Source organism: Streptomyces sp. BB1-1-1 (assembly GCF_031597775.1).
In the GTDB taxonomy this organism is placed as follows: Bacteria; Actinomycetota; Actinomycetes; order Streptomycetales; family Streptomycetaceae; genus Streptomyces; species Streptomyces thinghirensis.
The window spans coordinates 3,456,109-3,478,067 of record NZ_CP134203.1; the positions used below are offsets into that span (position 1 = coordinate 3,456,109).

At 72.3% G+C, this 21,959-nt stretch carries 25 protein-coding genes; 10 read left to right on the plus strand and 15 right to left on the minus strand.

Features of this window, described 5'->3' with window-relative positions:
- Window positions 1-106: 106 nt before the first annotated feature.
- Window positions 107-718: a response regulator transcription factor gene (locus tag RI578_RS15730; RefSeq protein WP_003948568.1), complete on the minus strand. Its 612-nt coding sequence runs from the start codon at window positions 716-718 to the stop codon at window positions 107-109.
- Between the two features lie 390 nt (window positions 719-1,108).
- Here RI578_RS15730 and RI578_RS15735 point away from each other — a divergent pair, with 390 nt between their 5' ends.
- Complete coding sequence (locus RI578_RS15735) at window positions 1,109-1,441, plus strand: WhiB family transcriptional regulator (RefSeq protein WP_121748736.1); 333 nt, start codon at window positions 1,109-1,111, stop codon at window positions 1,439-1,441.
- 64 nt (window positions 1,442-1,505) lie between these two features.
- Here the strand turns inward: RI578_RS15735 and RI578_RS15740 are convergent, their stop codons facing one another.
- On the minus strand, window positions 1,506-2,426 hold the full coding sequence (locus tag RI578_RS15740) for a LysR family transcriptional regulator (RefSeq protein ID WP_210957886.1): 921 nt from the start codon (window positions 2,424-2,426) through the stop codon (window positions 1,506-1,508).
- 81 nt (window positions 2,427-2,507) lie between these two features.
- Here RI578_RS15740 and RI578_RS15745 point away from each other — a divergent pair, with 81 nt between their 5' ends.
- From RI578_RS15745 to RI578_RS15770, 6 genes are all read left to right on the plus strand, one after another.
- On the plus strand, window positions 2,508-3,176 hold the full coding sequence (locus tag RI578_RS15745) for an MOSC domain-containing protein (RefSeq protein ID WP_310871691.1): 669 nt from the start codon (window positions 2,508-2,510) through the stop codon (window positions 3,174-3,176).
- Between the two features lie 41 nt (window positions 3,177-3,217).
- The gene (locus RI578_RS15750; protein WP_310871692.1) at window positions 3,218-3,991 is read left to right on the plus strand and encodes an SDR family oxidoreductase; all 774 of its coding nucleotides are present in this window, start codon (window positions 3,218-3,220) and stop codon (window positions 3,989-3,991) included.
- A 328-nt stretch (window positions 3,992-4,319) separates the two neighbouring features.
- Window positions 4,320-5,009 carry a hypothetical protein gene (locus RI578_RS15755; RefSeq protein WP_310871693.1) on the plus strand — a complete coding sequence of 230 codons (690 nt, stop codon included), beginning with the start codon at window positions 4,320-4,322 and terminating at the stop codon, window positions 5,007-5,009.
- Between the two features lie 495 nt (window positions 5,010-5,504).
- Entirely contained in the window at window positions 5,505-6,272 is a 768-nt protein-coding gene (locus RI578_RS15760) for a hypothetical protein (RefSeq protein ID WP_310871694.1), read from the plus strand.
- 292 nt (window positions 6,273-6,564) lie between these two features.
- On the plus strand, window positions 6,565-7,797 hold the full coding sequence (locus RI578_RS15765; protein ID WP_310871695.1) for a hypothetical protein: 1,233 nt from the start codon (window positions 6,565-6,567) through the stop codon (window positions 7,795-7,797).
- Complete coding sequence (locus RI578_RS15770) at window positions 7,794-8,180, plus strand: ATP-binding protein (RefSeq protein WP_310871696.1); 387 nt, start codon at window positions 7,794-7,796, stop codon at window positions 8,178-8,180. The genes RI578_RS15765 and RI578_RS15770 overlap by 4 nt, the downstream gene beginning before the upstream one ends.
- A 125-nt stretch (window positions 8,181-8,305) precedes the next feature.
- On the opposite strand, the gene groL is transcribed toward RI578_RS15770, so the two are convergent.
- From groL to RI578_RS15790, 4 genes are all read right to left on the minus strand, one after another.
- On the minus strand, window positions 8,306-9,931 hold the full coding sequence (gene groL, locus RI578_RS15775) for a chaperonin GroEL (RefSeq protein WP_121748717.1): 1,626 nt from the start codon (window positions 9,929-9,931) through the stop codon (window positions 8,306-8,308).
- A gap of 118 nt (window positions 9,932-10,049) precedes the next feature.
- Complete coding sequence (gene groES, locus RI578_RS15780) at window positions 10,050-10,358, minus strand: co-chaperone GroES (RefSeq protein WP_003974211.1); 309 nt, start codon at window positions 10,356-10,358, stop codon at window positions 10,050-10,052.
- Window positions 10,359-10,631: 273 nt separating this feature from the next.
- Complete coding sequence (locus RI578_RS15785; RefSeq protein WP_310871697.1) at window positions 10,632-11,351, minus strand: polysaccharide deacetylase family protein; 720 nt, start codon at window positions 11,349-11,351, stop codon at window positions 10,632-10,634.
- Window positions 11,348-12,217: a polysaccharide deacetylase family protein gene (locus RI578_RS15790; protein ID WP_310871698.1), complete on the minus strand. Its 870-nt coding sequence runs from the start codon at window positions 12,215-12,217 to the stop codon at window positions 11,348-11,350. The genes RI578_RS15785 and RI578_RS15790 overlap by 4 nt, the downstream gene beginning before the upstream one ends.
- Before the next feature lie 162 nt (window positions 12,218-12,379).
- On the opposite strand from RI578_RS15790, the gene RI578_RS15795 reads away from it, so the two are divergent.
- The gene (locus tag RI578_RS15795; RefSeq protein ID WP_310871699.1) at window positions 12,380-13,561 is read left to right on the plus strand and encodes a THUMP-like domain-containing protein; all 1,182 of its coding nucleotides are present in this window, start codon (window positions 12,380-12,382) and stop codon (window positions 13,559-13,561) included.
- A gap of 31 nt (window positions 13,562-13,592) precedes the next feature.
- Here RI578_RS15795 and RI578_RS15800 read toward each other — a convergent pair whose 3' ends face one another.
- From RI578_RS15800 to RI578_RS15815, 4 genes are all read right to left on the minus strand, one after another.
- Window positions 13,593-14,846, minus strand: a complete 1,254-nt coding sequence (locus tag RI578_RS15800; RefSeq protein WP_310871700.1) for an RNA polymerase sigma factor — start codon at window positions 14,844-14,846, stop codon at window positions 13,593-13,595.
- Window positions 14,847-14,890: 44 nt separating this feature from the next.
- Window positions 14,891-15,247: a YciI family protein gene (locus tag RI578_RS15805; protein ID WP_121748712.1), complete on the minus strand. Its 357-nt coding sequence runs from the start codon at window positions 15,245-15,247 to the stop codon at window positions 14,891-14,893.
- A gap of 108 nt (window positions 15,248-15,355) precedes the next feature.
- The gene (locus tag RI578_RS15810; RefSeq protein ID WP_310871701.1) at window positions 15,356-16,387 is read right to left on the minus strand and encodes an LCP family protein; all 1,032 of its coding nucleotides are present in this window, start codon (window positions 16,385-16,387) and stop codon (window positions 15,356-15,358) included.
- A 212-nt stretch (window positions 16,388-16,599) separates the two neighbouring features.
- Window positions 16,600-17,652, minus strand: a complete 1,053-nt coding sequence (locus RI578_RS15815) for a LacI family DNA-binding transcriptional regulator (RefSeq protein WP_310871702.1) — start codon at window positions 17,650-17,652, stop codon at window positions 16,600-16,602.
- 232 nt (window positions 17,653-17,884) lie between these two features.
- Between RI578_RS15815 and RI578_RS15820 the strand changes: the two genes are divergently transcribed.
- Complete coding sequence (locus RI578_RS15820) at window positions 17,885-18,403, plus strand: hypothetical protein (RefSeq protein WP_310871703.1); 519 nt, start codon at window positions 17,885-17,887, stop codon at window positions 18,401-18,403.
- Here the strand turns inward: RI578_RS15820 and RI578_RS15825 are convergent.
- Genes RI578_RS15825 through tsaB form a run of 4 tightly spaced genes read right to left on the minus strand, consistent with a single transcriptional unit; the run spans window position 18,354 to window position 20,893 of the window.
- A complete protein-coding gene (locus RI578_RS15825) occupies window positions 18,354-18,611 on the minus strand; it encodes a hypothetical protein (protein WP_310871704.1) in 258 nt (85 codons plus the stop codon). The genes RI578_RS15820 and RI578_RS15825 overlap by 50 nt on opposite strands.
- Entirely contained in the window at window positions 18,608-19,711 is a 1,104-nt protein-coding gene (gene tsaD, locus RI578_RS15830; protein ID WP_310871705.1) for a tRNA (adenosine(37)-N6)-threonylcarbamoyltransferase complex transferase subunit TsaD, read from the minus strand. The genes RI578_RS15825 and tsaD overlap by 4 nt, the downstream gene beginning before the upstream one ends.
- Window positions 19,704-20,189 (minus strand): ribosomal protein S18-alanine N-acetyltransferase, encoded by a 486-nt coding sequence (gene rimI / locus RI578_RS15835; protein ID WP_310875779.1) that lies wholly within the window; start codon window positions 20,187-20,189, stop codon window positions 19,704-19,706. The genes tsaD and rimI overlap by 8 nt, the downstream gene beginning before the upstream one ends.
- Window positions 20,190-20,239: 50 nt before the next feature.
- The gene (gene tsaB / locus RI578_RS15840; protein WP_310871706.1) at window positions 20,240-20,893 is read right to left on the minus strand and encodes a tRNA (adenosine(37)-N6)-threonylcarbamoyltransferase complex dimerization subunit type 1 TsaB; all 654 of its coding nucleotides are present in this window, start codon (window positions 20,891-20,893) and stop codon (window positions 20,240-20,242) included.
- A gap of 172 nt (window positions 20,894-21,065) precedes the next feature.
- Between tsaB and RI578_RS15845 the strand changes: the two genes are divergently transcribed.
- On the plus strand, window positions 21,066-21,620 hold the full coding sequence (locus tag RI578_RS15845; protein WP_310871707.1) for a hypothetical protein: 555 nt from the start codon (window positions 21,066-21,068) through the stop codon (window positions 21,618-21,620).
- Window positions 21,621-21,673: 53 nt separating this feature from the next.
- On the opposite strand, the gene RI578_RS15850 is transcribed toward RI578_RS15845, so the two are convergent.
- Window positions 21,674-21,853 carry a hypothetical protein gene (locus RI578_RS15850; protein ID WP_310871708.1) on the minus strand — a complete coding sequence of 60 codons (180 nt, stop codon included), beginning with the start codon at window positions 21,851-21,853 and terminating at the stop codon, window positions 21,674-21,676.
- Window positions 21,854-21,959: the final 106 nt, after the last annotated feature.

Below are 21,959 nucleotides of genomic sequence, written 5' to 3' on the forward strand. Positions count from 1 at the left end.
AGCGGGCACCCGGCGGGTCGCCTTGTCACCCCCGCCCACCTCGCGATAAGCGGGGATCGTCACGTCCCTGACGGGCCCTCTCGGACTCCATCGCACGAGGGTGCTCCTAGCGGACCAGGCCCCACCGGAACCCGAGCGCCACCGCGTGCGCCCGGTCCGAGGCGCCGAGCTTCTTGAAGAGCCGCCGGGCGTGGGTTTTGACGGTGTCCTCGGAGAGGAACAGCTCGCGGCCGATCTCCGCGTTGGAGCGGCCGTGGCTCATGCCCTCCAGGACCTGGATCTCACGCGCGGTGAGCGTGGGCGCGGCACCCATCTCGGCCGAGCGCAGCCGGCGCGGGGCAAGCCGCCAGGTCGGGTCGGCGAGGGCCTGCGTGACCGTGGCGCGCAGTTCGGCGCGCGAGGCGTCCTTGTGCAGATAGCCGCGGGCACCGGCGGCGACGGCGAGGGCCACACCGTCCAGGTCCTCGGCGACGGTGAGCATGATGATGCGCGCGCCGGGGTCGGCGGACAACAGCCGCCGGACGGTCTCGACGCCGCCGAGGCCGGGCATGCGCACGTCCATCAGAATCAGGTCCGAGCGGTCGGCACCCCAGCGGCGGAGGACTTCCTCGCCGTTGGCGGCCGTCGTCACGCGCTCGACGCCGGGCACGGTCGCGACGGCGCGGCGGAGCGCCTCTCGGGCAAGCGGGGAGTCGTCGCAGACGAGGACGGAAGTCATGGCCGTCCTCCGCAGCTGATGCGCGTCACGTTGAGCCTCCAGGCTGGTACGAAATCGTCACCTGTGCGGTCGACCGTCCCGGACGCCCGCCCGAGCACTTGTTCCTTCAACCGCCTCCGCACTCTCAACGACGGTCACTCGAAAGAGTTACGGGGCTGTGTGTCGTCTTCGGCACTCTACGTGAGGGGGCGGCCACGCAGCAGACATGCGCGTCGGACCCGCCCCGTTTCATCACAACCGGTGCCCCATTTAGCCGCTTTTCTTCCACTTCGCTGGTGTCTGCGGCTAGATTCGCAATGAGTCATATTTTCATCTCCTTAGATCGTAGTTGTACGGTCGTGGACGCTGCGTCACCGGCATCTACCCATATCGGCTACAAGGGGTCACGCAATGGCAGATTTCTCCCGCCTTCCCGGACCGAACGCGGACCTGTGGGACTGGCAGCTCCTGGCCGCGTGCCGCGGGGTGGACAGCTCGCTCTTCTTCCATCCGGAGGGCGAACGCGGTGCGGCGCGGAGTGCTCGTGAGAACTCGGCCAAGGAGGTCTGCATGAGGTGCCCGGTCCGCGCCGAGTGCGCGGCGCACGCGCTGGCGGTGCGTGAGCCGTACGGCGTGTGGGGCGGGCTGACCGAGGACGAGCGCGAGGAGCTCATGGGACGCGCCCGCAACCGCCTGGTCGCGGCGACGGCATCGGCCGGCGGGGAGGCGGCCGCACATCACTGAAGCCCGCACATCACTGAAGGAACGTTTCTCTGAAGCATCCGGACGCACAGGCGCGCCCGTACCCTCAGCGCGTCGCCGACTGACGCGCCCCCGCCCGGGCCAGCTCGTCCAGCGTCGCCGTCACCGCCGGCACCTGGGCCAGGTCGGGCAGGGTGAGCGCGACGATCTCCCGCCGCACCGCCGGCTCCAGCGCCACCGTGCGTACCCCCCGGGGCCGTACGGACTCCACGGCGAGCTGGGGCAGCACGGCCACCCCCAGTCCGGCCCCCACCAGGCCGGCGACCGCCGGATAGTCGTCGGTCGCGAAGTCGATGCGGGGCGTGAAGCCGGCCCCTTCGCACACCTCGACCAACTGACCCCGGCACCGCGGGCAGCCCGCGATCCACGGGTCCCGGGCCAGCTCCCCGATGGCCACCGACCCGCCGGGTTCCGTGCGCGCGAGCCGGTGCCGTTCGGGCACCAGCGCCACGAGGCGGTCGGTCAGCAGCGGCCGTACGACGAGGTCGTCCCACTCCTCCGCGCCGGCCGCGCCCTCGTAGCGGAAGGCGAGCGCCACGTCGCAGTCGCCCTCGCGCAGCAGCTCGACGGATTTCGGCGGCTCGGCCTCCTCCAGGAAGACCCGGGTACCGGGGTGCGCGGCGCGCAGCGCGGCCAGGGCCGTCGGCACGAGGGTGGAGCTGCCGCTGGGAAAGGAGACCAGGCGGACCCGGCCGGCGCGCAGCCCCGCGATGGCGGCGACCTCTTCCTCGGCCGCGGTCAGTCCGGCGATGATCCCGGCGGCGTGCCGCACCAGCGCCTCACCGGCCTGGGTCAGCCGCATCTCGCGCCCGGTGCGCACGAGCAGGGGGGTGCCGACGGAGGCCTCCAGGGCCTTCATCTGCTGGCTGACGGCGGGCTGGGTACAGCCCAGCTCGCGCCCCGCGGCGGAGAATGAGCCGGTCGATGCCACAGCGCGCAGGACACGGAGATGACGAGCCTCGATCACGCCTCCGAGGATAAGTGACTCTTTGACCGAACGCCGAATAATGCGTCGACGCTTTGATGAGGATTGTCCTACCGTTCCGCCATGAAGCTTCTCTCTGTCAATCTGGGCCGCGCGAAGGCGGTGCCGCACACGGACCATCCCGAGGGCGTCACCGGCATCGACAAGCAGCCGGCCGACGGGACGGTACGTGTGGCCGCGCCCGGACCGAAGGGCGTCGGGGCGAGCGGACTGGCCGGCGACACGGTGTGCGACACGCGGCACCACGGCGGCGCCGACCAGGCCGTGTACGCGATGGCGCGCGAGGACATGGACGACTGGGAACGCGAGCTGGACCGACCGCTGCCGAACGGCTCCTTCGGCGAGAACCTCACGACGACGGGCCTGGACGTCTCCGGCGCCCTGATCGGCGAGCGCTGGCGGATCGGCCCCGATCTGGTGCTCGAAGTCACCAGCGGCCGTATCCCCTGCCGCACCTTCCAGGGCCATCTGGGTGAGAAGCGGTGGGTGCGGCGCTTCACGGAGAAGAGCGCGCCGGGCGCGTACCTGCGGGTGATCGAACCCGGTGGGATACGGGCGGGCGACGCCGTCGAGATCGTGCACAGGCCCGCCCACGAGGTGACGGTGGCGTTGCAGTTCCGGGCGGTGACGAGGGAGCGCGAGCTGCTGCCCCGGCTGCTCGCGGCGGGCGGGGCGCTGCACCCCGAGTCGCTGGCGGCCGCGCGGAAGTACGCGGAGACGTACGGCGCCTGAGCGAAACGGACCTGCGCGGTCCGGGCCCATAACCTTGCGCCATGACAACGGCATTGATTACGGGATCGACGGCGGGCATCGGCGCCGCGTTCGCGCGGCGGCTGGCGGCCGACGGACACAACCTGGTGCTGGTGGCCCGCGACACCAAGCGGCTGCGCGAACAGGCGACCGAACTGCACGACCGGCACGGAATCGAGGCGGAGGTCCTGACGGCCGACCTGGCCACGGACCCCGGCATCGACGCGGTGGCCGCCCGCCTCGGTGAGCGCAGGAGCCCCGTCGACCTGCTGATCAACAACGCCGGCTTCGGCAACAAGGGCCGCTTCCTCGACGTCTCCATGGCCGACGAGCTGACGATGCTCAAGGTGCACTGCGAGGCGGTGCTCCGGCTGACCTCGGCGGCGACGGAGGCGATGCGGGAGCGGGGCCGCGGCGGCGTGGTCAACGTGGCCTCGGTCGCGGCCTTCGTGCCGCGCGGCACCTACGGCGCCTCCAAGGCGTGGGTCGTGCAGTTCACCCAGGGCGTGGCGAAGGACCTGGCCGGCAGCGGCGTACGCCTGATGGCCCTGTGCCCCGGCTTCGTGCGCACGGAGTTCCACCAGCGGGCCGGGATGGGCACGGACAACATCCCGAACTGGATGTGGCTGGACGCCGACAAGGTCGTCGCCGCGGCCCTGGACGACCTGGCCCGCGGCAAGTCCCTCTCCATCCCCGACCCCCGCTACAAGACCCTGATGGGCGCGGCGAAGCTGGTACCGCGGGGGATGCTGGGCGGAATCACCTCACGGACGGGGCGGAAGTACGGGCCGCGGTAGGAGGTGCCGGCCGCACCCTTCCTGCTCGAGAACCGGTGCTGGTCAGAACCGATGACGACAGCACCGGCCGACTGCCCGCACCGTCCTGCGGCCGCGGCGCGAACCGTCGCCGCCGAAAGCCGGGACCCGCGCGAGGTGGTGGACCGGGTGACGGAGTGGGAGGTGCTCGGCGGACTGTTCTTGAGAAGCCCGCGACGGCCGGTTCGCTCTCCTGATCACCCGGTTCGGCATGTCATGCGGGCCGCGCCTTCGTCGTGAAAGACCTGGTGGTCCAAGTCCCGTGTGGGTAATGTCAGTTGAGATGTGAAGATCTTAGGGAGATCAGGACATGGCAACAGACGCCTCTGACGGATCGGTTCCGGAGGAAGCCTCACGTGGGCAGCGAGTCCTCGCCCTCCTGGACAAGGCGATCGACGTCCAGAGCCCGCTGGTGCGCAAGAACATCGCCCGCGCCCGTCAGCGGAACCCGGACGCGACGCCCGCAGAGGTGATCCGCAGTCTGGAGCGGATGTACGTCAGCGCCTTGACCGGGTCGGGGGCCGCGGTCGGAGGTGCTGCGGCCGCGCCGGGCGTCGGCACGGGAGTCGCTCTGGCACTCTCTGCCGGCGAGACCCTCTCCTCCCTCGAACTGAGCGCCCTCTTCGCGCTCTCCGTCGCCGAGGTCCACGGAATCCCCCTCGCCGAGGTCGAACGCCGCCGCACGATCGTGATGGGGATCATGCTCGGCGGGAGCGGTAACTCGACCATCACCAAGGTGGCCGGGACCACGGGGAAGCACTGGGGACGTCAGATCGTCGCCAAGGTCCCCGTCGAAACGCTGCGTCAGATCAACAAGGTCCTGGGCCCGCACTTCATCACGAAGTACGGGACCAAGCAGGGGATCATCGTCCTCGGTCGAGTGGCGCCGTTCGGTATCGGCGCCGTGATCGGTGGTGGCGCCAACGCCGCCCTGGCCTCGCTCGCCGTGAGGGCAGGCCGCCGCGCGTTCGGCACGCCTCCGACGTCATGGGCCGCCTGACGCATTCCATGGGATTCGATGACGCCATTCGCCGGGCTCAGGCGGAGACGACCGCGGCCAAGGCGGCCCGGGAGTCGGAGATGGCCCAGGCCTCACGTGCCCGCGCCGCAGGGTTGCGCACCATGAAGGATCTGACGGGCCAGACGATCGAGCGGCTGAAGCAGGCGTCCGTGCAGCCGACGCACCTCGTCCACCGGAAGCCCGGCCCGCTACGGCCCCCGCTATACGGCTGCAACCGTCCGCGAGGGCCTAACCACTAGTGGAAGCACCCCACCGTGATCTACCGGCACTTTATCGCGCCCCCGCGCCTTCACCCAGTTCTCGCACGACCTCATCCGGCATCCCCGGCTGTCGTCCGACGCCGTTCGGCTCCTGACCTGGCAGCTCTCCCTTCCTCCCGGCACCCGCGAATCCCTCTCCCGTACGGCTGAACGCGCCCGTATCGGTGGCTGTTCCTTCACCCGGGCCAAGCGGCAGCTCAAGGACGAGGGCTTCGTGCACGAGCGGCGGCTCCAGGGGCCCGGCGGGCTCTGGGTCACCCAACAGCTCGTCTCCAGCGTGCCCTTGAACGAGGCTGAAGCCCTCAAGCTGCTCGCCCAGATGCCCGTGGGCCCGGCGGGGACGACCACCACCGAGCGCGTCGTCCCGCCGCAGCTCGCACCGGGTCGTCGTTCACCGGCCGTCGGTGAGCCGACCCCTCCGCCCACCGACGGTCATCCACTTCAAGACCGTGAGGGAAACACCCCCAACCAACCCCCCGAGCCCCCCGCACCGCCCGAAGCGGGAGCGGAAGCGCAAGCCCCGAAGCCAGACGACAACGCCCCCACCGATCCCCACCTCACCGCAGCGCGCACGCTCGTAGACACCTTCCCCGCCCTCTCCCCCGACCTGCGCCACATCCCCCGCGCCATGCGCCCCGAGCTGACGAGCCTCACCGCCCGCTGGCTGGCCGCCGGGCACCCGCCCACCGCCGCCCGCACGCACATCCTGCGCGGCCTGCCCGACGACGGCACCCCCGTACACCGCCCCGGCGGCCTCCTGCGCCACCTGCTCCGCGACGTTCCGCCACCGCCACCCGGACCAGCTGACCGGCCCGCCACCACAACGCCACCGCACACGGACGATCACCCCGCCCGGCAACAACCCACGGGCCCCCGCCTCTCCCACCGCCTCGCAGGCACCCGCGAGCGCGCGGGCGACCACGTGCAACCGCTGCTCTTCAGGGCCGTGGCAGACGAGACCCACTGCCCGTGTTGCCGCTGACCGCAAGGGCTTCTCCCGGACACCGTGGACCGCCCCGTGTCGATTCAAGGTGTCGCTCAGTGGCGCACGGCTGCGTGGGCGAAGTGGTGCTGCTCTGAATTCACCGGCACGGCACGGATCTTAGGGCTCGTGTCACTCGGACGGCCCAGCTCCGGTGCACGCACGGGACCGTCACCCGAACGTGTGGTCCATTCCGGTCCCGCCCCGGCGGAGGCGGCGGGAAACATAGCGTCAAGTGGTTGCGCCCGCAGCGGGCGGGAGGTCACAGGCCGACAAGGGAGAGGTGGCATCGGTGAGCGCGGGCACGGGTGACCGGGGCGGACTGTTCGTCGACGGCGCCGACCACGGGCGTACGGAAAAGGGGAAGCCGGGCCGGGGGGTGGTGAGCGGCGGGGGGACAGCGATGTTCTCCGACGCGCCCGGCGGTGGGTGGCCGTCGGCGGCCCCCGCCTCGGATCGCCCCGGTGCGGTCGGTGCCGGGGCTGCTCCCGTCCCGCGCGCCCGGCCCACCCCGCGTCCCCGGCCCGGCGGTGTCCCCGCCGGGCACCTGGGTGCGGGGCGATGGGCGAAGATCGCGCAGCGGATCGTGCCGGACGACCTCCAGCCCGAGGTGCTGCGCCTGGAGCTGACCGAACTCGGGGACGCGTTCCGCGCGTATCAGCGGCGTCCCGAACCGGATCTCGCCGTCCTCGCCGAACTCCACGACCGCAAGGCCCACGCTTTCGCGTTGTGGGCCGACGTCACTGGCGACGCGTCCCTGCGGGAGGAAGCGGACCGGGCCGCCACGGCCGCGCGGACCACCCGCGAGATGAACGCCAACCGGCGCGGCGTACCGGTGGACGGGGAGGGACCGGTGGTCGAGCGGTTGCTGACCCGAGGCCAGGGCGTCCACGCCCGCAGCGTGCTGGAGCACGTCCGGGTCGGCTCCCCGCTGCCCGAGGCCGAGGCGCGGCTCGCGGTGCTCATGCTCACCCTGCGGGCCGCGCGCGCCGGTACTGGGAATGTCACCGGGCAGGACCTCGGCGGCTGGGTGCAGGGAGACGCCGAGCGGGTGCTCCAGCAACTGGTCGACGCCGGCTGGCTGCGGCTGCCGGAGGACGTCTCGGCCGACGACGCGCTGACGTCCCGGCCCGAGGAGCCCACCCAGGTCACGGTGCCCATGCTGCTGCCCACCGGGCCCCGCCCGTTCTCCTTCGGCAAGGTCACCCGTGCACGGCTCTCGGGGTGGGCGCAGCGGGTGGTGGGCGACCGGAAATTGCGGAAGAGGAAGGCGGGCGCCGCCACCCGGCTCCTCGCCGTGTACACCGCCGCCCACAGCCGTCCCGACGGGCGTCTCGGAGGCGCCGAGGACGACGGTCTCGGCCTGGACGCGGTCACCTCGTTCTGCGCCCTGCGACCCGAGGACGTCACCGAGCACGCCGAGCTGCTGGTCGCCGCCGACTGGCTCTCGGAGGCCGACGCCGCCGGGGGGAGGCTGCGGGGCCAGCTCGCCGAGCGGGTACTGCCGCTGAGCGGGCTGCTGTGACGGCTTCGCACCAGCTCGACCGCTGGGGGTGGCCGTACCGCACACCGGTCCATGACGCCGTGGAGCTGATCGTGGGCGAACTGGCAGCCAACGCCGTCACCCACGGACGGGTGCCGGGGCGGGACGCCGAGCTGCGGCCGGCCCACGATGGCGCGGGGCGCGTCCTGGTGGAGGTGAGTGACGTGCGCTGGGAGCGTCGGCCGGTGCTCGCGCCGGACGGGCGGCAGCTCGCGGAGAACGGGCGGCAGCTCGCGGAGGACGGGCGCGGGCCGGCCCTGGTGGCTGCGCCGGCCGAGGAGTGGGGCGTGGCCGAGCGGCCGAGGGCGCCGGGAAAGACCGTATGGGCGGTGGTGGCGCCCGGCTCCCGCCACCACGTCCCCTGAGTCGGCATCGAGGAGGACGTGTACGCCGGCGGTTTCAAGGCCGGACGAACGCACGGTGCCCAGCACCCCCGCAGGGGTACTGGGCACCGTCGGCTCGGTCAGCCGGGTTCAGCTCAGCGCAGCGCTCAGTGGGCGTGGCCGTGGCCGTGGCCCGCGGCGGCCGGCTCTTCCTCTTCCTTCTTCTCGACGACCAGGGTCTCGGTCGTCAGGAGGAGGGAGGCGATGGAGGCGGCGTTCTCCAGGGCCGAGCGGGTGACCTTCACCGGGTCGATGACGCCGGCCTTGACCAGGTCGCCGTACTCGCCGGTGGCGGCGTTGAAGCCCTGGCCCTTGTCGAGCTCGGCGACCTTGGAGGTGATGACGTAGCCCTCCAGGCCGGCGTTCTCGGCGATCCAGCGCAGCGGCTCGACGGCGGCCTTGCGGACGACCGCGACACCGGTGGCCTCGTCGCCGGTCTTGCCGAGGTTGCCCTCGAGGACCTTGACGGCGTGGACCAGCGCGGAGCCACCACCGGAGACGATGCCCTCCTCGACCGCGGCGCGGGTCGCGGAGATGGCGTCCTCCAGACGGTGCTTGCGCTCCTTCAGTTCCACCTCGGTGGCGGCGCCGACCTTGATCACGCACACGCCGCCGGCCAGCTTCGCGAGGCGCTCCTGGAGCTTCTCGCGGTCCCAGTCGGAGTCCGTGTTCTCGATCTCGGCCTTGATCTGGGCGATGCGGCCCTGGACCTCGTCACGCTTGCCGGCACCGTCGACGATCGTGGTGTCGTCCTTGGTGACGGTGATGCGACGGGCGGTGCCGAGCACCTCCAGGCCGACCTGGTCGAGCTTGAGGCCGACCTCCTCGGAGATGACCGTGGCGCCGGTGAGGACGGCCATGTCCTGCAGCATCGCCTTGCGGCGGTCGCCGAAGCCGGGGGCCTTGACGGCCACCGCGTTGAACGTGCCGCGGATCTTGTTCACGACGAGGGTGGAGAGCGCCTCGCCCTCCAGGTCCTCGGCGATGATCAGCAGCGGCTTCGAGGCGTTGGCCTGGATGACCTTCTCCAGCAGCGGCAGCATGTCCGCGATGGAGGAGATCTTGCCCTGGTTGATGAGGATGTACGGGTCCTCGAGGACGGCCTCCATGCGCTCCTGGTCCGTCACGAAGTACGGCGACAGGTACCCCTTGTCGAAGGCCATGCCCTCGGTGAAGTCCAGCTCCAGGCCGAAGGTGTTGGACTCCTCGACGGTGATGACACCGTCCTTGCCGACCTTGTCCATCGCCTCGGCGATCAGCTCGCCGACCTGCTGGTCCTGGGCGGACAGCGCGGCCACGGCGGCGATGTCGGACTTCTCGTCGATCGGGCGGGCGGTGGCGAGGAGGTCCTCGGACACGGCGGCGACGGCCGCGTCGATGCCCTTCTTCAGCAGCGCCGGGGAGGCGCCGGCGGCGACGTTCTTCAGGCCCTCGCGGACCAGTGCCTGGGCCAGCACGGTGGCGGTGGTGGTGCCGTCACCCGCGATGTCGTTGGTCTTGGTCGCCACCTCCTTCACCAGCTGGGCGCCGAGGTTCTCGTACGGGTCCTCGATCTCGACCTCGCGGGCGATCGTGACACCGTCGTTGGTGATGGTCGGGGCGCCGAACTTCTTGTCGATGACGACGTTGCGGCCCTTGGGGCCGATCGTCACCTTCACCGTGTCGGCGAGCTTGTTGACGCCGCGCTCGAGGGCGCGACGGGCGTCCTCGTCGAACTTCAGGATCTTCGCCATGGGAGCGTGAGCCCTCTTCCGGAAATCTTGGGGTTATACGGCACTGCGCCCCCGACACCCGGCTTTTTATGGACGCGGGAGCCAGGGGCGCAGCTGGAAAGCAAGGTGCTTCGGTGAATTACTTCTCGACGATCGCGAGCACGTCGCGGGCCGAGAGGACGAGGTACTCCTCGCCGTTGTACTTCACCTCGGTGCCGCCGTACTTGCTGTAGAGCACGACGTCGCCGACGCTGACGTCGAGCGGAAGACGGTTGCCGTCCTCGAAGCGGCCCGGACCAACGGCCAGGACGACGCCCTCCTGGGGCTTCTCCTTGGCGGTGTCCGGAATGACCAGGCCCGAAGCCGTGGTCTGCTCGGCGTCGAGCGGCTGGACCACAATGCGGTCCTCGAGCGGCTTGATGGCAACCTTGGAGCTGGTGGTCGTCACGATCCGACCTCCCCCTTCGGAGATCTCACGGGGTTAACTGTCTGAGGTGGCGACCAGGTGGATCCGTCGTCGCGGGTGCCGGACCTGCCCGTCGCGTAGTTGGCACTCTCCAGTGGGGAGTGCCAAGGCCGAGACTATGACCGCGATTAGCACTCGGTCAAGCGGAGTGCCAATGCCGGCGGCGCGTCGGGCATATTTCGGCGGAAGCGGGGGGTGCTCGGGGGCCGCCCGCCCCGGCATCAAGAAGTCGGCGCAGGACGTCAGCGCAGGTTGTCAGAGGTAGTCGCTCAGGCGTCCCACCCTCAGCCCCTGCTCCTCGATCGTCTCCAGCAAACGTTCCGTGCGGGTGCTCAGGCCCAGGCCCGTCGGGTGGTCCGGGTCGACGGACACGATGTCGCCGGGGTGGAGGCGGCGCTCGCCGCGGGTGTAGGTCAGGTCGCCGTCGGCGTCCAGGGTCGCCCGCCACAGGACGACCGCCGCGATACCGCAGTCGGCGGCGGCGCGCAGGGTCGTGGTGTCGTACGTGCCGTAGGGCGGGCGGAAGAGGTGCGGGCGGACGCCGAAGCGGGACCTGAGCTTGGTCTGCTGGCCGCAGATCTCGGCGCGCTGGCCGGCGTAGGGCAGGCCGCGCAGGGAGCGGTGGTCCAGGGTGTGGTTCTGCAGGCTCGCGCCGACCGAGCGGAGCCGGGCGAAGTGGCCGTACGCGGGGCCGGCGACGGTGTCGGTGAGGAACAGGGTGACGGGGAGCCGTCGTTCGCGGATCAGCCCGGTGAGGGACGGGTCGCGCTCGGCGCTGTCGTCGAAGGTGAGGAAGACGACCCGGTCCGTGGTGCGGACGTGGTCCACGACGGGCGGCAGGTTCTGCCCCCGGTCGCTGCCCTGAGCGGGCTCACCGGCCGCCGGCTGCTGCGCGGGGCCGGCGAACTGGGCGCAGCCGGTGAGCAGTACGGCTGCCAGGGCGGCCCCGGCCGGCCGGAACCGCCCGCGCCTCACAGGTAGTCCTCCAGCCGGGCCACGGCGTATCCCTCGGCCGTGACCTTGTCGAGGAACTCGCGGACCATGTCGCGCATGGTGCCGCCCCAGTCGTCCTCGCCCCGGAAGTGGGTGAGGACGATGTCGCCGGGGTGGATCTTCCGGTCCCACTCCCGGTAGTCCCAGTGGTCGGCGAAGACCTCCTCGTTCCAGATCGGGGCGTACTCGATGCCGCAGGCCTTGGCGGCGCGCAGGGTGTCGCGGTTGTAGTTGCCGTAGGGCGGGCGGAAGAGGGTGGGGCGCTCGCCGTAGCGCTTCTCGATCACGTCCTGCATGCCGCAGATCTCGCGCTTCTGCTCGGCGTAGGAGAGGCCGGGCAGGTAAGGGTGGTGGAGGGTGTGGTTGTTGAGGGTGACGCCTCGGTCCTGCATCTTCTTGAAGTAGCCGTAGTCCTCCTTCGCCAGGTAGTCGCTGAGGAAGGCGGTGTACGGGATCTTCAGCTCGCTCATCATCCGCAGGAACGCCGGGTCCTTCTCGGCGCCGTCGTCGATGGTGAGGAAGACGATCTTCTCCTTGGTGGGGATCGAGGTGAAGACCGGCGGGAGGTTCTTCTGGCCGGTCACCTCGAAGCCCTTGCGCGCCTTGATCTCCGGCTTCTTCGCGGGGGGCGGCGGGGCCGTCAGCGGGACCTTCTCCAGCTTCCAGCGCTTGGCGGCGGCGACCCGGGCGGCGTGTGCGGCGCGCAGCTTGGACGCGTAGGCGTCGAGCGCGCGGGCCGGGGGTGCCTGGAGGGGCTGCCGGCCGGCGGCGCCCCGCACCTCGGAGGCGTCCTGCGCACAGCCGGAGGCGAGGGCGGCGACGGCGAGCGCGGCGACACCGCCGCGCATCCGGAGCCCTGGGGAGGACGCCCGGAACACCCTGGGCGCCCGGATTTTGTCATTTTGTACGACTGCTCGCATGGTGCGGGATCCTCGCAGTCCCCGGCCGTCGAACCCGGCCCGACACCGCGCCGGAGGCACACCATCCACCGACTGGCCCACAATGTTCCGGTGAACGACCTCGACGCCCTCCTCGCCCTGCTCACCCCCGAGGGCCGCGCCCTCCTCGACGAGGTGCGCGACACCGACCCCGCGCGGGAGTTGGCGGTGGCGACCCGGCTGCGGCGCACGCACCCCGCCGAGCTGGTGTCGGCCGCGCTCGGGCAGGCGCGGCTGCGGCAGCGGGCGGTGGCGAAGGTCGGGGCCGAGGACGCCGGGCGGATGTTCTTCACGCCCAACGGGGTCGAGCAGTCGACGCGGGCGAGCGTGGCCGCGTACCGGGCCGAGCGGATGTCGGCCCTGGGCGTGACCTCGGTCGCCGACCTGTGCTGCGGGATCGGCGGCGACGCGATCGCGCTGGCCCGGGCCGGGATCCGGGTGCTGGCCGTGGACCGGGACCCGGCGACGGCCGCCGCCGCCCGCGCCAACGCCGGGGCGCTGGGGCTGGACGGGCTGATCGAGGTGCGCGAGGCGGACGTCACGGAAGTCGACACCGGTGGGTACGACGCCGTGTTCGTCGATCCCGCGCGGCGGGGCGGGCGCGGCCGGATCTTCGACCCGGAGGCGTACTCGCCGCCGCTGTCCTGGGCGGTCGGGGCGGCCCGTACGGCTCCCCGCGCCGCCGCGCTGAAGGTGGCGCCCGGCATTCCGCACGAGGCGGTGCCGGACGGCGCCGAGGCGGAGTGGATCTCCGACGGCGGCGACGTCAAGGAGGCCGTGCTGTGGTTCGGCACGGCGCCCGGAGCGGTGCGCGCCACGCTGCTGCCGGGGCCCCGCACCCTGCTCGGCACCGGCCTGCCCGACCCGGAGGTCCGCACGCCCGGCCGGTACCTCTACGAGCCGGACGGCGCCGTCATCCGCGCCCACCTCGTCGCCGAGGTCGCCGAACAGGTCGGCGGGGGGCTGCTCGACGCGACCATCGCGTACGTCACCGCGGACGAGCTGCTGCCGACGCCGTACGCCACGGCGTACGAGATCACCGACCGCATGCCCTTCAACGTCAAGAAGCTGAAGGCGCTGCTGCGCGAGCGCCGGGTCGGCAACCTGACCGTGAAGAAGCGCGGCTCGGCGGTCGAGCCGGAGGAACTGCGGCGGAAGGTCAAGCCCCAGGGGCCGAACGCGGCGACGGTGTTCATGACCCGGGTCGCGGGGGCGCCGACGATGCTGATCGGGCATCCGGTGGGCAGGCCCTGACCGTCCGTTTCCCGCACCCGGCGGACAGGCGCTAACCCTCCGTTCCCCGCGCCCGGCGCGTCAGCAGCTCGCGTTCGCGTTCGTTGCGGGCCAGGGACGCGGCGCGTTCGAACTCCGCGCGGGCCTCGGCCTCGCGGCCCAGGCGGAGCAGGAGGTCGCCCCGGACGCTGGGGAGCAGGTGGTAGTCGCGCAGGGCGGGTTCGGCGGCGAGGGCGTCGACGAGGACGAGTGCCGGAGCGGGGCCCTCGGCCATCGACACGGCGACCGCGCGGTTGAGTTCGACGACCGGGGACGGGGCGCGGGCCGCGAGCAGGCCGTAGAGAGTGGCGATGCGCGGCCAGTCGGTCTCCTCGTACGTGTACGCCGTCGCGTGGCAGGCGGCGATCGCGGCTTGGAGGACGTACGGGCCCGGCGCGCCGGAGCCGGTGGTGTGGGCGCGGTCGAGGGCGGTGATGCCGCGGGTGATGAGCATGCGGTTCCAGCGGCGGCGGTTCTGGTCCTTGAGGAGCACCGGCGCGCCGTCGGGGCCGGTGCGGGCGGCGGTGCGGGACGCCTGGAGCTCCAGCAGGGCGGCCAGACCGTGGACCTCCGACTCCTTCGGCATCAGGGCGGAGAGCACGCGGGCCAGGCGCAAGGCGTCCTCGCACAGGGCCGGGCGGAGCCAGTCGTCGCCTGCGGTGGCCGCGTACCCCTCGTTGAAGATCAGGTAGATGACCTCCAGGACCGAGCCGAGCCGGGCCGCGCGGTCCGGGCCGTAGGGCACCTCGAAGGCGACGTTCTTCGTGGCCAGGGTGCGTTTGGCGCGCACGATGCGCTGTGCGACCGTCGGTTCCGGGACGAGGAAGGCGCGGGCGATCTCGGGTGTGGTGAGGCCACCCAGCAGGCGGAGGGTGAGGGCGATGCGGGCCTCGGCGGACAGCACCGGGTGACAGGCGGTGAAGACCAGCCGCAGCAGGTCGTCGTCGATGTCCTCCGGGTCGGCGGGCTCCTCGGGCGGCGGGGCCGCGGTGGGCAGGTCGCGGCCGACCTCCGCGAGCTTGCGGGCGTAGTTCTCGCGGCGCCGGATCAGGTCGACGGCGCGGCGCCGGGCGGTGGCCATGAGCCAGGCGCCCGGGTTGTCGGGCACGCCGTCCCGGGGCCACTGTTCCAGGGCGGCGACCAGGGCGTCCTGCGTGAGTTCCTCGGCGATGCCGACGTCCCGGACCAGCCGGGCGACGCCGGCGATGACCCGGGGCGACTCCAGGCGGAAGACGGTTTCGAGGGCCTCGGTGGGCTGTGGTTCCACAGCCCACCATGCAACACCCTCGGGCCCGCCGGGCGAAACTCCGGTCAGCCCTCCATCAGCTCCCGCACCTCGCAGGTCACCGTCCAGTACTCCTCGTGCGCCTTCAGGAAGCGCTTGGTCCACTCGATCGCCTCGGCCTTGTCCTTGGCCTGCAGGAGCGAGTAGCCGCCGATGACCTCCTTGGACTCGGTGAAGGGCCCGTCGGTGACGGACAGCTGCCCGCCCTCGTAGTGGACGCGGGTGCCCTGGGCCGTCGGGGTGAGCCCGGCGGTGTCGAGCAGGACGCCGGCCTTCGTCATCTCCTCCATCAGCTTCTCCATCCGCTGCACCAGCTCGGGGCTGGGGCCGCCGGAGAGGGCGTCGCTCTCCTCGATCCGGATCAGCGACAGGTAGCGGGGCATGGTGACTCCTCGGGGTGGTCCGGGCCGGGTCCTTCCCGGCCTCTCACCCCGTGCGTCGAACGGGCGGGCCGTGGATCGACACACCCTTCGGGATTTCCCGGAGATTCCTCAGCGCCGCAGCGATTCCCACAGGTCGGCGGCGTCCGGCTCCTCGGCCACCACCCGGTTGGCGTCCCAGGGCGCCGGTACGACGGGCATCGTCACCGTGCGTACGTCGTCCGCCGACAGGCCCGCGAGGCTGCGGCCGAGGCTCATCAGTTCGCCCAGCGAGTCCAGGCCGGTGTCTGTGGTGAGGCTGCCGGTGACCGCGTCGGTGACCTGGTACAGCTGCGCGGGGTCGGTGGGCAGGTCGGTGGCGGAGATCTGCTCCAGCAGCGCCTTCACCAGCTTCTGCTGGAGCTCTATGCGGGCGAGGTCGCTGCCGCCCTCGAGTCCGTACCGGGTGCGGGCCAGGCCGAGGGCCTCGGTGCCGTCGAGGTGGTGGGTGCCCGCGTCCAGGTGGAGGTGGCTCTTGTCGTCGTCGATGTCCACGTCGGTGGTGACGGTCACGCCGCCGAGCGCGTCGACCAGTTTGGCGAAGCCGGAGAAGTCGATCTCGATGTAGTGGTCCATGCGGACGCCGGTCATCGACTCGACGGTCTTGACCGCGCAGACCGGACCGCCCAGGGCGTAGGCGGTGTTGAACATCGCGCCGCTCGCCTCCCGGGTCTCCCCGCCGGACGGCAGCGGGCAGGACGGGCGGGTGACGAGCGTGTCGCGCGGGATGCTCACGACGGTGGCGGTGGTCCGGCCCGCGTCGAGGTGGACGACCATCGCGGTGTCCGAACGGGCGCCCTCGCTGTCGCCGCCGCCGAGTTCCTGGTTCTCCTCGCCGCTGCGCGAGTCCGAGCCGAGGACCAGGATGTTCAGGGCTCCGGTGGGCACGGGGGACGCCGAGGGCGAGGCGGAGGGGGCCGTGACCGGCCGCGCGGGGCGGTCGTCGCCGAGCGCGCCGTTGATGTCGACGCTTCTGATGTTGCCGTTCAGGTGCCAGTAGGCCCAGCCCGCCGCGGCGACCCCGAGCAACAGGGCGCCGGCCAGGGCGAGGCCCGCCGCCTTCAGCCCTTTCGAGCGCCCGCCCCGCCCACCCCGCGCAGTCATGCGTCCGCCCCCGCCCGTGCCGGTACCGTTCCGCGTCCCCACGCGAATGCCCCATCAGGAGGAACATAAGTCCGAATTGTTGGGAGCGGACCCGTGCGGGCCGTCATTCTGCGGAAATTCTCAGACTTCGGAGGGCCGCCGAAAGTTTCGCAGCAGACGGTGAGCGACTTCAGACCAAAGCGAGCGGCTTGGTCGACGGTGAGCGGCTCGGGTCAGACGGCCGGAGGCGCCCCCGTACTGCTGCGCACCTCCAGGCTCGTGGCCAGCTCCACCCGGGTCGCCGCCGCGGACCCGTCGTCCCGCCCGAGGTCCAGGACCAGCCGGGCCGCCGCCTCGGCCATCTCCATGAGCGGCTGCCGTACGGTCGTCAGCGGCGGCCCCACCCAACGGGCCACCGGCAGGTCGTCGAACCCGACCACGCTCAGGTCCTGCGGGATGCGCAGCCCCAGCTCGCGCGCGGCCTCGTACAGTCCGAGCGCCTGGAGGTCGTTGCCGGCGAAAACGGCGGTCGGCCGGTCGGGGCGGCGCAGCAGTTCCAGACCCTGCCGGTAGCCGGCCTCGTGGTGGAAGTCGCCGGTCATGATGAGGTCCGGGTCGACGGGCAGCCCGGCCGTCTCCAGGGCGGCCCGGTAGCCGTCGACGCGGGCGCGGCTGCACATCATCCGGGTGGGCCCGCTGATCGCGCCGATCCGGGTGTGGCCGAGGTCGACCAGGTGCCGGGTGGCGGCGAGTCCGCCCTGCCAGTTGGTGGCGCCGATGGACGGCACGTCGGCACCCGGGTCGCCGGCCGGGTCCATCACCACGAACGGGATGGAGCGGCTGGTGAGCAGGGCCCGCTGGGACTCGTCGAGGCCGGACAGGACGAGGATCACGCCGTGCGGACGGCGGGCGGCGACCTGGTCGGCCCAGGTCCGGCCGGGCGTGAGGCGCCCCGCGCTCTCGGAGAGGACGACGCTGAGCCCAGCGTCCCGCGCCACGTTCTCCACGCCCCGGATGACCTCCATCGCCCAGGCGCTCTCCAGTTCGTGGAAGACCAGGTCGATCAGGGGGGAGCGGCTCGCCTCGGCCCGCCGCCGCCGGTAGCCGTGGGTGCGCAACAGCTCCTCCACGCGGGCCCGGGTCCCTGGGGCGACGTCGGCGCGGCCGTTGAGCACCTTCGAAACAGTCGGCGCCGACACACCGGCCTCACGCGCGATCTCGGCGAGGGTCGCGGTCTGCGCGGACCGCCTTTGCGTGCGGGTTTCAGCGGGCTGCGGGGATGTCATGGCGGCGATCGTATCCCTGTGGGCCTTCTTGACGCAGTCTTCGGTGAGCCACGGACCATCGGATCGTTCGTTTCGAGTGCCGAAACATTCGATCTCTCGGCGTTCACCGGGCGTTCAGACCGCCGGGGAGTCGGGCCCGGCGCCCCGGAACTACGGTTTGCCGTTGACGTCGGTGGCCCGAGGCCACCACGACGGGGCGCGGGGGCGCCGGGCGCGGACGTACGGGGGCACGATGGACAGGAAGCTGTACCACGAGACCAGATCCACCGGAGCGGCGCTGGCCGCCGCCGCCGTCTGCGTGGTGGTGACGGGCGCCGTGCACGGGATTCCGCCGCTTCCCGGCTGGGACACCCGAAGGTTCCTCTGGGCACTGCTCGGCTTCCTGGCGCTGTGCGCGGTCGGGGAGCTGGCATTGGAGGTACGGCGGTTCCGCAGGGCCGCGCCGCTCGCGGACGACGTGGAGCTGCCGCCGGACGCACCCCTGCGCCGGCGCCTGTTCCTCCCGGGCCTCTTCCCGGTGCTCGCCCTGACCTCGCTGGTACCGGCGCTGGTGTGGGAGCCGTGGTTCGCCGTACTGCCCCTGACGTGGGTCGTCGACTGGGGTCTGCAGGCGGTGGTCATCGCCGTCTGGGAGCGTCGGACGGGCCGGCTGCTGTGGCGGAAGACCACGATGGGGAACGTGGGGCTCGTGACCTCCCCGGTCAGTGGGCGGCCACCGACTCGAAGCGCCACCGGTGGACCGCCCGCATGACCAGGTCCCCGTCCGGCTCGGGAAGTTCCGGCAGCTCGGCGTCGTAGTCGGCGTCCCACCAGGTGATGACGAGGACCCGGTCCTGCGGGGCACGCAGCACCTCCCTGCGCAGGGGGGTGCCGTCGAGCGGCTGTGCCCGTGCCCAGGCCAGCAGCTCCTCGCCCCGGCCGGACACGGCCCTCGCCTCCCACATCAGCGCGACGGTCACGAGTACAAGTTCTCCTTGCTGACCTCGTGGACGTGGTCGTGAGCGTGCGTGTGGCCGTGGCCCGGCACGTGCGGGTCCGTCACGGGCAGGGAGGAGTCGGCCGAGAGGTCCCAGTCGGAGGCGGCCCGGTTACGGGCGACCATCTCGGCGCCGAGCGCCGCCACCATCGCCCCGTTGTCCGTGCACAGCTTGGGCCGCGGCACGCGCAGCCGGATGCCGGCCGCCTCGCAGCGCTCCTGGGCCAGGGCCCGCAGCCGGGAGTTGGCGGCCACGCCGCCGCCGATCATCAGGTGGTCGACGCCCTGGTCCTTGCAGGCGCGTACCGCCTTGCGGGTCAGCACGTCCACGACCGCCTCCTGGAAGGAGGCCGACACGTCGCGCACCGGCACCTCCTCCCCCGCCGCCCGCTTGGCCTCGATCCAGCGGGCCACGGCCGTCTTCAGCCCGGAGAAGGAGAAGTCGTACGCCGGGTCGCGCGGGCCGGTCAGTCCGCGTGGGAAGGCGATCGCGTTCGGGTCGCCCTCGCGCGCGTACCGGTCGATGACCGGGCCGCCGGGGAAGCCCAGGTTCAGCACGCGGGCGATCTTGTCGAAGGCCTCGCCGGCCGCGTCGTCGATGGTGGCGCCCATCGGGCGGACGTCGGAGGTGATGTCCGAGGAGAGCAGGAGGGAGGAGTGGCCGCCGGAGACCAGCAGCGCCATCGTCGGCTCGGGCAGCGGGCCGTGCTCCAGCTGGTCGACGCAGATGTGCGAGGCGAGGTGGTTGACGCCGTACAGGGGCTTGCCGAGGGCGTAGGCGTAGGCCTTCGCCGCCGAGACGCCGACCAGCAGGGCGCCGGCGAGGCCGGGACCCGCGGTGACGGCGATGCCGTCGAGGTCGCGGGCGCTGACCCCGGCCTCCTTCAGGGCGCGGTCGATGGTGGGGACCATCGCCTCCAGGTGGGCGCGGCTCGCCACCTCCGGCACGACGCCGCCGAAGCGGGCGTGCTCGTCGACGCTGGACGCGACGGCGTCGGCCAGCAGGGTGGTGCCACGGACGACACCGACACCGGTCTCGTCGCAGGAGGTCTCGATCCCCAGGACCAGAGGTTCGTCAGGCATGGTTGTCGGTTCCTCGTTCGGTTCCCGGTACGGAGGTGGAAGGGTCGGTCAGGCGCATCACCAGGGCGTCCACGTTCCCCGGCTGGTAGTAGCCGCGTCTGAAGCCGATGGGCTCGAAGCCGAAGCGCTCGTAGAGGCGCTGGGCGCGGGTGTTGTCGACCCGGCACTCCAGCAGCACCTCGGCGCACTCGAAGGCGGTCGCCGCCCGCAGCAGTTCGGTCAGCAGCCGCGCGCCGAGGCCGGTGCCCCAGTGGTCGCGGGCGACGGCGATGGTCTGCACGTCGGCCTGGTCCCCGGAGGTGACGAGGCCCGCGTAGCCGACGACCCGGCCGTCCTTCTCGGCGACCAGGTACCGCCGGGTCGCCCCGGCGCCGCGCGCGTGGGCCAGCTCGGACCAGAACATCCCCCGCGACCAGGCGTCCTCCGGGAACAGCTCCCGTTCCATCCGGAGCACGGGGTCGATGTCCCACCAGCGCATCTCGCGCAGTTCGGCGTGGACGGGCGGGGTCACGGGCTCGGTCGCTCCGGTCACTTGGGGGTGACCACCTTGTAGTTCTTGGGGACCTGGGCGTCGGGCCGGCGCAGGTACAGCGGCCGCGGCGCGGGCAGCTCCTCGCCCGCCGCGAGCTTCTCGGCGGCCAGGCACGCGAGGGCGGCGGCGGACACGTGCTCGGGCTCGTGCGCCTTCGGGAAGGTGTCCGGGTAGAGCAGCGCGCCCGCGCCGACGGCCGGGAGACCGGCCACCTGCTCGGCGATGTCGGCGGGGCGGTCCACCGCCGGGTCGGTGAGGCGGGTGCGGGAGTCGGCGTACCGGGCCCAGTAGACCTCTTTGCGGCGGGCGTCGGTCGCCACCACGAAGGGGTCCTCCAGGTCGGCGGCGTAGGCGAGGCCGTCCAGCGTGCACACGCCGTGCACGGGCACGCCGAGCGCGAGGCCGAAGGTGTCCGCGGTCATCAGGCCGACGCGCAGCCCCGTGTACGGGCCGGGGCCGATGCCGGCGACGATGCCCGTGACGGCGTCGAGCCGCAGACCGGCCTCGGCGAGCACCCGGTCGACGGCGGGCAGCAGCAGCTCACCGTGTCGGCGTGCGTCCACCTGGCTCGACGAGGCGATGACGTCCGTACCGTCGTGCAGCGCGACGGTCACGGCGGGCGTGGCGGTATCCAGAGCGAGCAAGAGCACGCAAACAGCCTACGGCGCCGCGGGGCCCGTGGCGGACGCCCGGTCGGCGGGCCGGGCACCTGTACCGGCGTCGGCACCGCCACCCCGTGTCGCTCACCGCGTCCGCGCGGTCACGGACTGCTACGGTCGCCGGGAACGGACGCACGACGTACGACGAACGAGGTGGTCGCCAGTGGCAAGCAGCAGCGCCGGTCTCGTCACCGGCCTCACCGCGGCGGCCCTCGCCACGATCGGCGTCCTCGGCTACCAGGCGTCGGCCACCGCCCCGGCCGACCTCGGCCGGACCCAGGCGAGCAGCACGCCCGCCCCCGGCGCCTCCAAGGCCCCCCGCGACCGGCGGCACCCGAACGCCCTTCCCGCGGGCTCCGGAAGGGGCGAACGGGTGGTGTACTCGGTGGACGACGACCGGGTGTGGCTGGTCGGCGCGGGCAACAAGGTCGAGCGCACCTTCAAGGTCACGCCCAGCACGGTCGACCCGGTGCCGGGCACCTACGCGGTCACGTCCCGCTCGAACCGGGTCACCGGGTCCGACGGCATCCCGGTCGAGCACGTCGTGCGCTTCACCAGCGTCGAGGGCGTGGTCATCGGGTTCAGCGCGGCGGTGGACGGCTCGACGGCGAAGCCGAAACCGGGTGAGCGCACCGGCGGCATCCGGGAGACGCGCGCGGACGGCGACGCGATGTGGCGGTTCGCGACGATCGGGCAGCGGGTCGTCGTCGTTCCCTGACGCGGTGACGAAGCGCCGAAGTAGTGAAGTACTGGAGTACCGCGGCGTGCGGGTCAGGCGGCCTCGCGGTGCTCCCGGACGGGGTGGCACGTCTCCGGCTCGGGCGCGCGCGGCGGCGTCGAGACGGCCGCCGCGGCGGCGCAGGACGCGAGCAGGTCGTGCATGGACACCCCGGCGAGCGCGGGCGACTGCGGGCGCCGTCGGGCCTGCGGCTGCGGCTCGGTCTCCGGCATGGACGCCTCCTGAAGGTCGGGGGCGGGCGTAGTTAGGCATGCCTAACTACGAGCTGGATACCATGTGACCACGCGCGGGACCCCGAACGCAATATCTTCCCGACGT

What these genes read in the sequence shown, in the direction of transcription:
- RI578_RS15730 (WP_003948568.1), bottom strand. Translation starts at nt 718, where the DNA reads ATGACTTCCGTCCTCGTCTGCGACGACTCCCCGCTTGCCCGAGAGGCG.
- RI578_RS15735 (WP_121748736.1), top strand. Translation starts at nt 1,109, where the DNA reads ATGGCAGATTTCTCCCGCCTTCCCGGACCGAACGCGGACCTGTGGGAC.
- RI578_RS15745 (WP_310871691.1), top strand. Translation starts at nt 2,508, where the DNA reads ATGAAGCTTCTCTCTGTCAATCTGGGCCGCGCGAAGGCGGTGCCGCAC.
- RI578_RS15750 (WP_310871692.1), top strand. Translation starts at nt 3,218, where the DNA reads ATGACAACGGCATTGATTACGGGATCGACGGCGGGCATCGGCGCCGCG.
- RI578_RS15755 (WP_310871693.1), top strand. Translation starts at nt 4,320, where the DNA reads ATGGCAACAGACGCCTCTGACGGATCGGTTCCGGAGGAAGCCTCACGT.
- groL (WP_121748717.1), bottom strand. Translation starts at nt 9,931, where the DNA reads ATGGCGAAGATCCTGAAGTTCGACGAGGACGCCCGTCGCGCCCTCGAG.
- RI578_RS15790 (WP_310871698.1), bottom strand. Translation starts at nt 12,217, where the DNA reads ATGCGCGGCGGTGTCGCCGCGCTCGCCGTCGCCGCCCTCGCCTCCGGC.
- RI578_RS15805 (WP_121748712.1), bottom strand. Translation starts at nt 15,247, where the DNA reads ATGCCCCGCTACCTGTCGCTGATCCGGATCGAGGAGAGCGACGCCCTC.
- RI578_RS15810 (WP_310871701.1), bottom strand. Translation starts at nt 16,387, where the DNA reads ATGACTGCGCGGGGTGGGCGGGGCGGGCGCTCGAAAGGGCTGAAGGCG.
- RI578_RS15815 (WP_310871702.1), bottom strand. Translation starts at nt 17,652, where the DNA reads ATGACATCCCCGCAGCCCGCTGAAACCCGCACGCAAAGGCGGTCCGCG.
- RI578_RS15820 (WP_310871703.1), top strand. Translation starts at nt 17,885, where the DNA reads ATGGACAGGAAGCTGTACCACGAGACCAGATCCACCGGAGCGGCGCTG.
- tsaD (WP_310871705.1), bottom strand. Translation starts at nt 19,711, where the DNA reads ATGCCTGACGAACCTCTGGTCCTGGGGATCGAGACCTCCTGCGACGAG.
- rimI (WP_310875779.1), bottom strand. Translation starts at nt 20,189, where the DNA reads ATGCGCTGGTGGGACATCGACCCCGTGCTCCGGATGGAACGGGAGCTG.
- RI578_RS15850 (WP_310871708.1), bottom strand. Translation starts at nt 21,853, where the DNA reads ATGCCGGAGACCGAGCCGCAGCCGCAGGCCCGACGGCGCCCGCAGTCG.